Source organism: Streptomyces sp. NPDC059861, assembly GCF_042731435.1.
GTDB lineage: Bacteria > Actinomycetota > Actinomycetes > Streptomycetales > Streptomycetaceae > Streptomyces.
Window position 1 is genome coordinate 1 of the sequence record NZ_JBHWJQ010000030.1, and the last position, 13,671, is coordinate 13,671.

The window sequence follows — 13,671 nt, forward strand, 5'->3', positions numbered from 1 at the left end:
ACGCCCGGTTACATTTCGAACCCGGAAGCTAAGCCTTACAGCGCCGATGGTACTGCAGGGGGGACCCTGTGGGAGAGTAGGACGCCGCCGAACAAATATTAGAAGAGTTGGACCTGAAACTTCGGTTCCGGGTCCAACTCTTTTTTGTTGTGCGTCACTTGCAGTTCACGTTGCGCAACCACGATCCGCAGCATGGGTACTGCTGCATTGCTCAGGGCCGCCGGCGTAGGCGTCGGTGACGAGGTCATCGTGCCGGCGTTCGGGAACGTCGAGGTCTCCGAAGCGGTGACCCTGGCGGGAGCGCGCCCGGTGTTCGCCGACATAGACCCGGTGTCGTACTGCCTCGACGCGTCCGCGGTCGAAGCGGTGGTAACCCCGCGTACCGCGGCGGTCGTTGTGGTCCATCGGTTCGGTCGGCCGGCGGATGTCGCGGGCCTGCATGTCGTCGGGCAGCGGCACGGGCTTCTGGTGCTGGAGCAGGGGGAGCCCGAGGAGCCGTCCGACGAGGTGGCGCAGCGTCGGCAGCGGGCCGCCTACCTGGACGCGAAGTTGCGGGGTGTGCACACGCCGGACGTCGGTGTCGGGCACACCTATCAGCAGTACGTGGTGCGGGTGCCCGGCAACGGGCGGCCCGACCGGGACGCGTTCGCACGGTCCCTGCGGGTCAGGGGAGTTGAGTGCTGGGTGCCGGTGAAGACGCCGGTGCACCGGCTGCCCGCGTTCCGGGAGTGTGTGGTGTTGCCGGAGACCGAGCGGGCCGCGGAGGAGACGCTCGCGCTGCCGGTGGACGGTGCTCTGACGAAGCGGGACATGCAGCGGATAGTGTCCGCGTGCAATGCGCTGGGCGGACTGCTGCAGCCTGCCTTCTGATCGTCTCTTCGACGGGGCGCTGATGGTTGGGAGCAGCGGTCTGTTCGGGGTATGATCTATTCCGTTGCCGCGAGGGAAACCTCAAGAAGGCGACCGGCCCCTATAGCTCAGTCGGCAGAGCGTCTCCATGGTAAGGAGAAGGTCAACGGTTCGATTCCGTTTGGGGGCTCCGACGCAGAAGGCCCCCGCCCTTTCGGGCGGGGGCCTTTTTGCTGTTCAGGCGTTGTTCAGGCCGTTGTGGAGGCCTGGGACGCGCATCGCCAGGATCGCCATGTCGTCGGACGGGGCGTCCGAGGCGAAGCGTTCCACCGCGCGCATGATGCGGGCCGCGACCGCGCCCGCCGTGAGGCCGGTGCAGGTGGTGAGGACATCGGCGAGGCCGTCGTCGCCCAGCATGCGGCTGCCCTCGCGGCGCTCGGTGACGCCGTCCGTGACGCACAGGAGGACGTCACCGGGGTCGAGGGTGACCGTCTGCTCGTAGAGGTCCAGGTCCTCCAGGACACCGAGGAGCGGCTGGGGTTCGGCCGCGGCCTCCACCGTGCCGTCCTGGCGCAGACGCAGGGGGAGCGGGTGGCCGGCGCAGACCACCTTCAGCTCGGCGCTGCCGTCCTCCTGCGGGCGCATCTCGCCGTACAGGAGGGTGAGGAAGCGGCTGCGGGCGCCTTCGTCCAGGATGGCGGAGTTGAGGCGCTGGAGGACCGCCGGGCCGCTGAGGCCCTCGCGGGCGAGCAGGCGCAGGGCGTGCCGGGCGAGGCCGGTGACGGCCGCCGCGTTCGGGCCCGTGCCGCAGACGTCGCCGATGGCGAAGCCGTAGGCGCCGTCGCGGATGGGGAAGAGGTCGTAGAAGTCGCCGCCGACCTCGTTGCCCTCGCCGGCCGCGCGGTAGATGACCTCGACCTCGACGCCGTCGATCACGGGGAGTTCGGGCGGCAGGAGGCTGCGCTGGAGGGACTGGCTGATGGCCGTGCGCTCGGAGTAGAGGCGGGCGTTGTCGAGCGCCAGGGCGGCTCGGCGGGAGAGGTCCTCGGCCAGTTCCAGGATCTCCTGGCGGAAGTGCTCGTCGGTGGGTTTGCCGAGGGTGAGCATGCCGATGACGCGGTTGCGGGCGACCAGGGGCAGGACGACGGTCTCGCCGCCGACCGCGGACGCCGTCGCGAGTGTCGTACCGATGCCGGAGCTGACCGTGGCGGGTTCGCCGAGGCCGAGGCTGCGCATGGAGGTGCGCAGGGCCGCCTGGTGGGAGGCTTCCGCCGGGGCCGACCAGACGCGGGCGCCGGGGGTGGGGACGGGGTCGGGTGGGGCGATCTTCGACAGCAGCGACTTGATGCCGTCGATGAGTTCCTCGTCCTCGTGCAGGACGTACGAGAGGTAGGGCTCGGAGGCCTGGTCGGCGATCGTGTAGACCGCGCACCAGGTGGCCAGCGTCGGGACCGTCATCTGCGCCATCAGGGCGAGTGTCTGGTCGCGGTCCAGGGTGCCGGCGAGCAGGTCGGAGGCCTCGACGAGGAAGCTGAGGGAGCCGCGGCGCAGGCGTTCGAGTTCGCCGAGGCGGGCCGACTCGACGGCCAGGGCGATGCGGTCGGCGGCGAACTGGAGGCGCAGCGCCTCCTCGTTGGAGTAGCGGCCGGCGCCCTCCGCTGCGACGCCGAGGGAGCCGGTGAGGCGGCCTTCGACCTTGAGCGGGACGGTGACGACCGAGCGCATGCCGGTGCCGCTGAGCAGCGGTACGGCGCCCGGGACGGCGGCGAGGTCGTCGTGGACGGCGGGCATGCGGGCCGAGCCGTAGCGGCCGGGGCCCGCCTCGACGGGGACGCGGGCGAAGCGCTGGCGGGCGGAGGGCAGGCCCGTGGAGGCGCGGACCTCCAACTCCGTCTCGTCGTCGGTGGCGAGCAGGAGGAACGCGGAGTCGCCGTCGAGCATGTCGCGGGCCCGTTCGACGGTGCGCTGGAGGAGGCCGTCGAGGTCGTCCGGGGCCGGGGAGCCGATGAACACCTCGAAGGGGTCGGTGCTCTGGCCCTCGGAGGAGGTGGTCGAGTCGGACGCCGTCATGCGCATCGGCGTCTGCAGGACGGCCCGTTCGTGGTCGCGGACGAGGAGGCAGACGGTGGAGGGCTCGCCGGCGGTGTCGCGGACGCGGAGGTGGGAGGCGTACACCGATACGACCCGGCCGCCGGAGTCGCGGATGCCGTAGCTGCCCTCCCAGCGGGAGAGTCGCAGCGCCTCGGCGATGCCGGTGCTGGTGCCCGGGGTGTGCGGCCAGGCGGCGAGGTCGGTGAGGGGTTTGCCGGTGACCTGTTCGCCCTGGTAGCCGAAGAGTTCCTCGGCGTCCTCGTTCCAGGCGGTGATGGCGCCGCTGCGGTCGATCTGGATGACGGCGACCCGGACGCGGCCGTCGGCCAGCGGGAGCAGGTCGGCGGGGAGGGACGGGCCGGCGGTGCGGGTGCCCACGGCGCGTTCGGGAAGGTCGATCTGGAACCAGACCTGCTTGTGCGTGGGCGTGTAGTCGACGCCCCACCGGCCGGCGAGGGCCGCGCACAGTTGGAGGCCCCGGCCCCCCTCGCGGTCGGGGCTGCCCATGTTGACGGCGGAACCCTGGAGGGGGACTTCGCGTTCCGGGTAGTGGTCGGCGACCTCGATGCGGACGCCGCCGTCGAGGCGCAGGCACAGCACGTCCGCGTTGGTGCCCGCGTGGACGACGGCGTTGGTGACCAGTTCGCTGGTGAGCACCACGGCGTCGTCCACGACGTCGGCGTACCCCCAGCCCTGGAGCGTGTCGCGGACGAAGGAGCGTGCGGAGGCGACCGAGCGCCCGACGGGCTCGAAGCTGGCGGCCGCGCGCGCGGTGATCACGAAACTCCTCGATCTGCTCTCGACGTGCTGGGCTGCGGTGCCGGCCGGCGCGCCGCGCGTCTGCGTCGGCAGGCCGCTCGTCGGCCCGGGGTCCGGGGGCTGTCCCCCGGGGATCAGTCCGGTGGTCATGTGTGCGGCCGCCCCTCCGATGCCCGCTCGTTCTCGTGCCACCGCCCAGGCCGGACGGAACCGGTGCGGCTGGACAGCCGCATGCAAGGTTACTTACCTTCGCGGTTCATGCGGATGCCGGTCTGCAGTGTTTCCGTCCGGAGGGTGTGCGGACGATGTGCGAAGCTGCCGAACTGTTATGGCCTGGTTCGGCCGGGGTGAAACACTGGGCAGGCTTGTGATGGAGGTACGGCCAGGGCGAGTGCGGTGCGCGTTCGGTGGGCAGCAGCCCCTGGTGCGGTCCGTACCTCCTGGTGGGATCGACGGCTGGTGCCACCGGGCGCAGATACGCGGTAGTGATCGATACGTCGAGCAGTAGTAGCCGAGCACAGCAGTAATGGTCGACCCCTGCGGGAGGGACACAGTGGAGTCTGGCGCAGCGACGCGGGGCACGAAGCCGCGCGTCAAGGGCGGACAGTCCCCGAGCAACCGGAACGGGACCACTGAGGTGGACACGGCTGCCCTGAACCGGCTGAAAACGGCCCTGGTGGCGATGCGGGACGGCAATTTCCGCAAGCGGCTGACGGTGTCCGGCGACGGCGTGATGGCGGAGATCGCCGCGATCTTCAACGAGGTCGCCGACCGGAATCTGCACCTTACGGGTGAGCTGTCGCGGGTGCGGCGTGTCGTCGGGCGTGAGGGCAAGCTCACGGAGCGGCTGGAGACGGGGGCCTGTGAGGGGTCGTGGGCGGCCGCGATCGACGCCTCGAACGCGCTGGTCGACGATCTGGTGTGGCCGGTGTCCGAGGTCAGCCGGGTGCTGTTCGCGGTGGCCGAGGGTGATCTGGCGCCGCGGATGGAGCTGCGGACGAACGCGCCCGACGGGAGCGGGCATCCGCTGCGCGGTGAGTTCCTGAAGGTCGGGCGGACCGTCAACAACCTGGTCGACCAGCTGTCGACGTTCACCGACGAGGTCACGCGTGTGGCCGGTGAGGTGGGCACCGAGGGCAAGCTGGGCGGACAGGCCCAGGTGCGCGGTATGTCCGGTTCATGGAAGGACCTGACGGAGTCCGTCAACACGATGGCGGACCGGCTGACCGCGCAGGTGCGGGACATCGCGCTGGTGACGACCGCGGTCGCGAAGGGTGATCTGTCCCGTAAGGTCACGGTTCACGTGGCCGGCGAGATGCTGGAGCTGAAGGAAACCGTCAACACGATGGTGGACCAGCTCTCCGCGTTCTCCTCCGAGGTGACCAGGGTCGCGCGCGAGGTGGGCACCGAGGGCGAGCTGGGCGGGCAGGCGCAGGTGCCCGGGGTGGCCGGGGTGTGGAAGGAGCTGACCGACTCCGTCAACACCATGGCCGGCAACCTCACCGCGCAGGTGCGCGGCATCGCCGAGGTGACGACGGCGGTCGCCAACGGTGATCTCTCCCGCAAGGTGACCGTGCAGGCGCGTGGCGAGGTGGCGCAGCTCGCCGAGACGATCAACCAGATGACCGAGACGCTGCGGATCTTCGCGGACGAGGTCACACGCGTGGCCAACGAGGTCGGCGCGGAGGGGCGGCTCGGCGGGCAGGCGAACGTGCCGGGCGCCGCGGGGACCTGGAAGGACCTGACGGACTCCGTCAACACGGTGTTCCGGAACCTGACGACCCAGGTCCGGGACATCGCCGCGGTGACGACGGCGGTCGCCAGCGGTGACCTGTCGCAGAAGGTCACGGTCGACGTGGCCGGCGAGATGCTGGAGCTGAAGAACACCGTCAACGGCATGGTGGACCAGCTGTCCGCCTTCGGTTCCGAGGTCACGCGGGTGGCGCGGGAGATCGGCGACGAGGGTGAGCTGGGCGGCCAGGCGCAGGTTCCGGGCGCGGCGGGGACCTGGAAGGACCTGACGGACTCCGTCAACACGGCGTTCCGCAACCTCACCGGACAGGTGAGGAACATCGCCCAGGTGACGACGGCGGTCGCCAACGGTGATCTGTCGCAGAAGGTCACCGTGGACGTCTCCGGCGAGATGCTCGCGCTGAAGAACACCGTGAACACGATGGTGGACCAGCTGTCGTCGTTCGCCGACCAGGTCACGACGATGGCCCGGGAGGTCGGCACCGAGGGCCGGCTGGGCGGCCAGGCGCGCGTGGACGGCGTGTCGGGCACGTGGAAGGAGCTGACGGACTCCGTCAACTCCATCACCGGGAACCTGACCGCCCAGGTGCGGCAGATCGCCCAGGTGACGACGGCGGTGGCGCGGGGTGACCTGTCGCAGAAGATCACCGTCGACGCGCGCGGGGAGATCCTGGAGCTGAAGAACACCGTCAACACGATGGTCGACCAGCTCTCCGCCTTCGCCGACCAGGTGACCCGGGTGGCCCGTGAGGTGGGTACGGAGGGCCGGCTGGGCGGTCAGGCGCAGGTGCCCGGCGTCGCCGGTGTGTGGCGTGACCTGACCGACTCCGTGAACGGCATGGCCGGCAACCTGACGGCGCAGGTGCGGCAGATCGCCCAGGTCGCGACGGCGGTGGCGCGGGGTGACCTGTCGCAGAAGATCACCGTCGACGCGCGCGGCGAGATCCTGGAGCTGAAGAACACCCTCAACACGATGGTCGACCAGCTGTCCTCGTTCGCCGAGGAGGTCACCAGGGTGGCCCGCGAGGTGGGCACCGAGGGCGCGCTGGGCGGCCAGGCCGAGGTGCAGGGCGTCTCCGGCACCTGGAAGGACCTCACCCAGTCCGTCAACTTCATGGCGAACAACCTCACCGTGCAGGTGCGCAGCATCGCCCATGTGACGACGGCGGTCGCCAAGGGCGACCTCTCGAAGAAGATCACGGTCGACGCCAAGGGCGAGATCCTCGAACTCGTCACCACCGTCAACACGATGGTCGACCAGCTGTCGTCCTTCGCCGACCAGGTGACCCGGGTCGCGCGCGAGGTGGGCACCGAGGGCATCCTGGGCGGTCAGGCGCATGTGCCGGGCGTCACCGGCATCTGGAAGGACCTCAGCGACAACGTCAACCTGATGGCCAAGAACCTGACCGTTCAGGTGCGGAACATCTCGCAGGTCGCCGCGGCGGTCGCCAACGGTGACCTGACGCGCACGGTGACGATCGAGGCGCGTGGCGAGGTGGCGCAGCTCGCCGACACGTTCAACACCATGGTGAAGACGCTGAGTTCGTTCGCCGAGCAGGTCACGAAGGTGGCCCGTGAGGTGGGTACGGACGGCATCCTCGGTGGTCAGGCGCATGTGCCCGGTGTGGCCGGTACATGGAAGGACCTCACCGAGTCGGTGAACCAGATGGCGTCCAACCTGACCGGTCAGGTGCGGAACATCGCCATGGTGACGACGGCCATCGCCAAGGGTGACCTGACGAAGAAGATCGACATCGACGCGCGCGGTGAGATCCTCGAACTGAAGACGACCATCAACACGATGGTCGACCAGCTGTCCTCGTTCGCCGAGGAGGTCACGCGGGTGGCCCGCGAGGTGGGCACGGAGGGCCAGCTGGGCGGTCAGGCGCGGGTGCGGGACGTCGACGGCACCTGGCGTGACCTGACGGAGTCGGTGAACGAGATGGCCGGGAACCTGACCCGGCAGGTGCGCGCCATCGCGCGCGTGGCGACCGCGGTGACCCGCGGCGACCTGAACCTGAAGATCGACGTGGACGCCTCCGGAGAGATCCAGGAGCTCCAGGACTACATCAACAAGATGATCGCCAACCTGCGCGACACCACGATCGCCAACAAGGAGCAGGACTGGCTCAAGGGCAACCTCGCCCGTATCTCCGCGCTGATGCAGGGCCGCCGGGACCTGGAGGACGTGGCCTCGCTGATCATGAGCGAGCTGACGCCGGTGGTCTCCGCGCAGCACGGTGCGTTCTTCCTGGCGCTGCCGCCGGCCGACAACACGGGCAAGGACGACCAGTACGAGCTGCGGATGCTCGGCTCGTACGGCTACTCGATGGGCTCCATGCCGACGTCGTTCCGGCCCGGTGAGGCGCTGGTCGGCACGGCCGCGCAGGAGAAGCGCACGATTCTCGTGGAGAACGCGCCCAGCGGCTATCTGAAGATCTCCTCCGGGCTCGGTGAGGCACCGCCCGCGCAGGTGATCGTGCTGCCGGTGCTGTTCGAGGGCAAGGTGCTCGGCGTGATCGAGCTGGCTTCGTTCACGCCGTTCACCCAGATCCAGCGGGACTTCCTCAACCAGATCGCCGAGATGATCGCGACCAGCGTCAACACCATCTCCGTCAACACCAAGACGGAGGTGCTGCTGAAGCAGTCGCAGGAGCTGACCGAGCAACTGCGTGAGCGCTCCGCGGAGTTGGAGAACCGGCAGAAGGCCCTCCAGGCGTCCAACGCCGAACTGGAGGAGAAGGCCGAGCTGCTGGCCCAGCAGAACCGCGACATCGAGGTGAAGAACACCGAGATCGAGGAGGCGCGGCAGGTCCTGGAGGAGCGCGCCGAGCAGCTCGCCGTGTCGATGCGCTACAAGAGCGAGTTCCTCGCCAACATGTCGCACGAGCTGCGTACGCCGCTGAACTCGCTGCTCATCCTGGCCAAGTTGCTCGCCGACAACGCGGACGGGAACCTCACCCCGAAGCAGGTCGAGTTCGCGGAGACGATCCACGGGGCCGGCTCCGACCTGCTCCAGCTGATCAACGACATCCTGGACCTGTCGAAGGTCGAGGCGGGCAAGATGGACGTCTCCCCGACGCGTATCGCCCTCGTCCAGCTCGTCGACTACGTGGAGGCCACCTTCCGGCCGCTGACCGCGGAGAAGGGCCTGGACCTGTCCGTGCGGGTCTCCCCGGAGCTGCCGGCCACGCTGCACACCGACGAGCAGCGCCTGCTCCAGGTGCTGCGCAACCTGCTGTCGAACGCGGTGAAGTTCACGGACTCGGGCTCGGTGGAGCTGGTCATCCGTCCCGCGCGCGACGACGTACCGCAGGCGATCCGGGAGCAGTTGCTGGAGGCCGGGTCGCTGACCGGTCCCGAGGCCGGGCTGATCGCGTTCTCGGTGACCGACACCGGCATCGGGATCGCGGCGAGCAAGATGCGGGTGATCTTCGAGGCGTTCAAGCAGGCGGACGGCACGACCAGCCGCAAGTACGGCGGTACGGGCCTCGGTCTGTCGATCTCCCGGGAGATCGCGCAACTGCTCGGCGGTGAGATCCACGCGCAGAGCGAGCCGGGCCGCGGTTCCACCTTCACGCTGTACCTGCCGCTGCACCCGAGCGAGCTGCCGCCGCACGGGTACCAACAGCTGCCGCCGGCGACCCCCGTGGCGGAGCTCACCGAGTGGCCCGAGCTGGCCGAGGTGGCGGTCGAGACGCCGGCCGAGGTGAAGTCGTACCGCGAGACGCAGAACGGGGCCGCCGCGCTCTTCCGGCGGCGCCGCCGGAGCACGCCCCGGGCCGAGCGGCGGGCCCTGCCGCAGGAGCCGTGGCAGAGCGGTGAGGCGGAGCCGGAGCCGCACCCGCGTGCGGGCATCCGGTTCGTGGGTGAGAAGGTACTCATCGTCGACGACGACATCCGCAACGTCTTCGCGCTCACCAGCGTCCTGGAACAGCACGGGCTGTCGGTGCTGTACGCCGAGAACGGCCGTGAGGGCATCGAGGTGCTGGAACAGCACGACGACGTGGCGGTCGTCCTGATGGACATCATGATGCCCGAGATGGACGGCTATGCGACGACGACCGCGATTCGCCGGATGCCGCAGTTCGCCGGGCTGCCGATCATCGCGCTGACGGCGAAGGCGATGAAGGGCGACCGGGAGAAGGCGATCGAGTCCGGTGCGTCAGACTATGTGACGAAGCCGGTCGATCCCGATCACCTGCTGGCGGTGATGGAGCAGTGGATGCAGGGCGAGTGAACGGTGGATGTCGATGGGGAGTTGCTGACTCAGAGTGCGCGTAGCCGTGTACGAGCGCGGGATTCGGGGAACCTTCTGGTCCCCTGCTGCGTTTCTGCTACGTGCACAGTGACATCGCGGTGACAGGGTGTGGCGACAAGCGGGGTGCGGCTACGATGACCGGCACGAGGATGGGCGGCGCAACGGAGTCGTCCCACGGGGCGGCGCCCGGTGCACTGCCGGGGCGAGGAGGGCGGGCCATGGTGCAGAAGGCCAAGATCCTCCTGGTCGATGACCGGCCGGAGAATCTGCTGGCGCTGGAGGCGATCCTCTCTGCGCTCGATCAGACGCTGGTGCGGGCATCGTCCGGGGAGGAAGCGCTCAAAGCACTGCTCACGGACGACTTCGCGGTCATTCTGCTGGACGTCCAGATGCCGGGAATGGACGGTTTCGAAACCGCCGCGCACATCAAGCGGCGCGAGCGGACCCGGGACATCCCGATCATCTTCCTCACCGCGATCAACCACGGCCCCCATCACACCTTCCGGGGCTACGCGGCGGGCGCGGTGGACTACATCTCCAAGCCGTTCGACCCGTGGGTGCTGCGCGCGAAGGTCTCCGTCTTCGTCGAGCTCTACATGAAGAACTGCCAACTGCGCGAGCAGGCCGCGCTGCTGCGGCTCCAGTTGGAGGGCGGCGGCAAGGGCGCGGTCGGCGGCAAGGAGTCCGCCGGGCTGCTCGCCGAGCTGTCGGCTCGCCTCGCGGCCGTCGAGGAGCAGGCCGAGGCGCTCTCCAAGCAGCTCGACGACGAGGCAGCCGACGCGGCGGCGGTGGCCACGGCCGCCCATCTGGAGCGCAAGCTCACGGGACTGCGGCGGGCGCTGGACGCGCTGGAGCCGGGCACCGGCGGGCCTCCCTCGGTGCCGTCGCAGAACTGACGGCGGGCCGGGCCGAGTTGCTTGCCTGCCCACCGGAGTTCACGGCGTCGTCCCACCGTGGGCTTCCACAAGGCTGCAGCTCGTGAGCCCACGTCAGTTCGGCGCCCCCGCAAGGGCGACACGAACGGGTGAAGCAGTAGGCGCACGTGTCCGCTGTCGTCTCCACCGGTAACCTCACACCTATGGCCTCACGTCCCTCCGCAGCCAAGAAGCAGCCCGCCAAGAAGGCTGCCGCTTCCGCGAAGGCTCCGGCGAAGAAGGCCGCTGCGAAAAAGCCCCCCGCGAAGAAGGCGCCCGCCAAGAAGGCTTTGGCGAAGAAGGCCGCGCCCAAGCCGGCGCCGAGCCCGACCGGGGGCGTCTACCGGCTCGTCCGCGCGGTCTGGCTCGGCCTCGCGCACGCCGTGGGAGCCGTGTTCCGCGGCATAGGGCAGGGCGCCAGGAGCCTTGACCCCGCCCACCGCAAGGACGGCGTCGCGCTGCTGCTGCTCGCGCTCGCGCTGATCGTCGCCGCGGGTACCTGGTCCAATCTGCGCGGCCCCGTCGGCGACCTCGTCGAGATACTGGTCACCGGTGCCTTCGGCCGACTGGACCTGCTCACGCCGATCCTGCTCGCGGTCGTCGCCGTGCGCTTCATCCGCCACCCCGAGCAGCCCGAGGCCAACGGCCGCATCGTCATCGGCCTGTCCGCGCTGCTCATCGGCGTGCTCGGCCAGGTCCACATCGCCTGCGGCTCACCCGCGCGCAGCGCCGGCATGCAGGCCATACGGGACGCCGGCGGCCTGATCGGCTGGGGCACGGCGACCCCGCTGACGTATGCCCTGGGCGAGGTGCTCGCCGTACCGCTGCTGGTGCTGCTCACGATCTTCGGGCTGCTCGTCGTCACGGCCACGCCCGTCAACGCCATCCCGCAGCGGCTGCGGCTGCTCGGCGTGAAGCTCGGTGTCCTCCGTGACGCCGAGGCCTACGAGGACGAGTACTCCGACGACGACGAGCGCTACGACGAACAGTGGCGCGAGGCGATCCCCGCGCGGCCCCGCAGACGCGGGCAGGCCCCGCAGGCCTACGACCCCGACGGTGCCGAGCAGGAGGCGCTCTCCCGGCGTCGCGGCCGTCCCAGGCGCTCGTCCGTGCCGCAGCCCGAGGGAGAGCGGCAGCGGGACGCCGTGGACGTCGCCGCGGCCGCCGCCGCCGCGCTCGACGGCGCCGTGCTGCACGGCATGCCGCCCTCGCCGATCGTCGCCGACCTCACCCAGGGCGTCAGCGTGGGCGACCGCGCGGAGACCACCCCGACCCCGACCCCGACGCCGGTGCCCGCCGCGCGCCCCCAGCAGGAGAAGATCGGGACCGGAGTCCCCGACCTCACCAAGTCGGCACCCGCACAGACCCGCGACCTGCCGCCGCGCGCGGAGCAGCTCCAGCTGTCCGGCGACATCACCTACGCCCTGCCGAAGCTCGACCTCCTCACGCGCGGGGGCCCCGGCAAGGCGCGCAGCGCCGCCAACGACGCCGTGGTGGCCTCGCTGACGACCGTCTTCACCGAGTTCAAGGTCGACGCGGCCGTCACCGGCTTCACGCGCGGGCCGACGGTGACGCGCTACGAGGTCGAGCTCGGTCCCGCCGTGAAGGTCGAGCGGATCACCGCGCTCACCAAGAACATCGCGTACGCCGTCGCCAGCCCCGACGTGCGGATCATCAGCCCCATCCCGGGCAAGTCCGCGGTCGGCATCGAGATCCCGAACACCGACCGCGAGATGGTCAACCTCGGCGACGTGCTGCGGCTCGCGGAGTCCGCCGAGGACGACGACCCCATGCTGGTGGCGTTCGGCAAGGACGTCGAGGGCGGGTACGTCATGCACTCGCTCGCGAAGATGCCGCACATCCTGGTCGCCGGAGCCACCGGTTCCGGCAAGTCGTCCTGCATCAACTGCCTGATCACCTCGATCATGATGCGGGCGACCCCGGAGGACGTCCGGATGATCCTGGTCGACCCCAAGCGCGTCGAGCTGACCGCCTACGAGGGCATCCCGCACCTGATCACGCCGATCATCACCAACCCGAAGCGGGCCGCCGAGGCGCTCCAGTGGGTCGTACGGGAGATGGACCTCCGTTACGACGACCTGGCGGCGTACGGCTACCGGCACATCGACGACTTCAACCGGGCCGTGCGTGAGGGCAAGGTCAAACCGCCCGAGGGCAGCGAGCGGGAGCTCCAGCCGTACCCCTATCTGCTGGTGATCGTCGACGAGCTCGCCGACCTGATGATGGTGGCGCCGCGGGACGTCGAGGACTCGATCGTGCGCATCACGCAGCTCGCGCGCGCGGCCGGCATCCACCTGGTGCTGGCGACGCAGCGGCCGTCCGTGGACGTGGTCACCGGTCTGATCAAGGCGAACGTGCCCTCGCGGCTGGCCTTCGCCACCTCGTCGCTGGCGGACTCGCGCGTCATCCTCGACCAGCCCGGCGCCGAGAAGCTGATCGGCAAGGGCGACGGGCTGTTCCTGCCGATGGGCGCGAACAAGCCGACGCGTATGCAGGGCGCGTTCGTGACCGAGGAGGAGGTCGCGGTCGTCGTCCAGCACTGCAAGGACCAGATGGCACCGGTCTTCCGCGAGGACGTCACCGTCGGCACCAAGCAGAAGAAGGAGATCGACGAGGACATCGGGGACGACCTCGACCTGCTGTGCCAGGCGGCCGAACTGGTCGTCTCCACACAGTTCGGGTCGACCTCCATGCTCCAGCGCAAGCTGCGCGTCGGCTTCGCCAAGGCCGGGCGGCTGATGGACCTGATGGAGTCCCGGAACATCGTCGGGCCGAGTGAGGGGTCCAAGGCGCGTGATGTTCTTGTGAAACCCGATGAGCTGGATGGCGTGCTCGCCGTCATCCGTGGGGAGTCTGAAGGGTAGGCAAGCGGGTCACGCTCGTCGGCTCGCCGCACAAGGTTGTTCGATCGTGACTCACCCGTAAGGGATCATTGAGCAACCGTTTCCCCGCGTCGCACGTCAAGTTGAGGGAAGCGACAAGCACCCGCCCCATCATTCGTCAAGCACCACCCCCGTCACCGGG

The 13,671-nt window shown here is 69.7% G+C and carries 5 protein-coding genes, 1 tRNA gene and 1 rRNA gene; 6 read left to right on the forward strand and 1 reads right to left on the reverse strand.

All coding sequences use genetic code 11. The features are described from left to right. The 3 genes from rrf to ACFV6X_RS24425 form a co-directional block, all read left to right on the forward strand. Positions 1-93 (forward strand): 5S ribosomal RNA (gene rrf / locus ACFV6X_RS24415); the annotation flags it as partial. Between the two features lie 114 nt (positions 94-207). Beyond that, complete coding sequence (locus ACFV6X_RS24420; RefSeq protein WP_385386874.1) at positions 208-870, forward strand: DegT/DnrJ/EryC1/StrS family aminotransferase; 663 nt, start codon at positions 208-210, stop codon at positions 868-870. A 96-nt stretch (positions 871-966) separates the two neighbouring features. After that, positions 967-1,039, forward strand: a tRNA-Thr gene (locus ACFV6X_RS24425). A 47-nt stretch (positions 1,040-1,086) separates the two neighbouring features. On the opposite strand, the gene ACFV6X_RS24430 is transcribed toward ACFV6X_RS24425, so the two are convergent. Next, entirely contained in the window at positions 1,087-3,849 is a 2,763-nt protein-coding gene (locus tag ACFV6X_RS24430) for a SpoIIE family protein phosphatase (RefSeq protein WP_385386737.1), read from the reverse strand. A gap of 403 nt (positions 3,850-4,252) precedes the next feature. Here ACFV6X_RS24430 and ACFV6X_RS24435 point away from each other — a divergent pair, with 403 nt between their 5' ends. The 3 genes from ACFV6X_RS24435 to ACFV6X_RS24445 all read left to right on the forward strand — a co-directional run bounded on the left by ACFV6X_RS24435 (position 4,253) and on the right by ACFV6X_RS24445 (position 13,511). Further along, positions 4,253-9,691 carry a HAMP domain-containing protein gene (locus ACFV6X_RS24435; RefSeq protein ID WP_385386739.1) on the forward strand — a complete coding sequence of 1,813 codons (5,439 nt, stop codon included), beginning with the start codon at positions 4,253-4,255 and terminating at the stop codon, positions 9,689-9,691. Between the two features lie 239 nt (positions 9,692-9,930). Then, positions 9,931-10,608 (forward strand): two-component system response regulator, encoded by a 678-nt coding sequence (locus ACFV6X_RS24440; RefSeq protein ID WP_385386741.1) that lies wholly within the window; start codon positions 9,931-9,933, stop codon positions 10,606-10,608. A 182-nt stretch (positions 10,609-10,790) separates the two neighbouring features. Continuing rightward, a complete protein-coding gene (locus ACFV6X_RS24445) occupies positions 10,791-13,511 on the forward strand; it encodes a DNA translocase FtsK (RefSeq protein WP_385386743.1) in 2,721 nt (906 codons plus the stop codon). Positions 13,512-13,671: the final 160 nt, after the last annotated feature.

Bases quoted from the DNA above. Each gene is read 5' to 3' on its own strand.
- ACFV6X_RS24430 (WP_385386737.1), bottom strand. From the start codon at position 3,849: ATGACCACCGGACTGATCCCCGGGGGACAGCCCCCGGACCCCGGGCCG.
- ACFV6X_RS24440 (WP_385386741.1), top strand. From the start codon at position 9,931: ATGGTGCAGAAGGCCAAGATCCTCCTGGTCGATGACCGGCCGGAGAAT.
- ACFV6X_RS24445 (WP_385386743.1), top strand. From the start codon at position 10,791: ATGGCCTCACGTCCCTCCGCAGCCAAGAAGCAGCCCGCCAAGAAGGCT.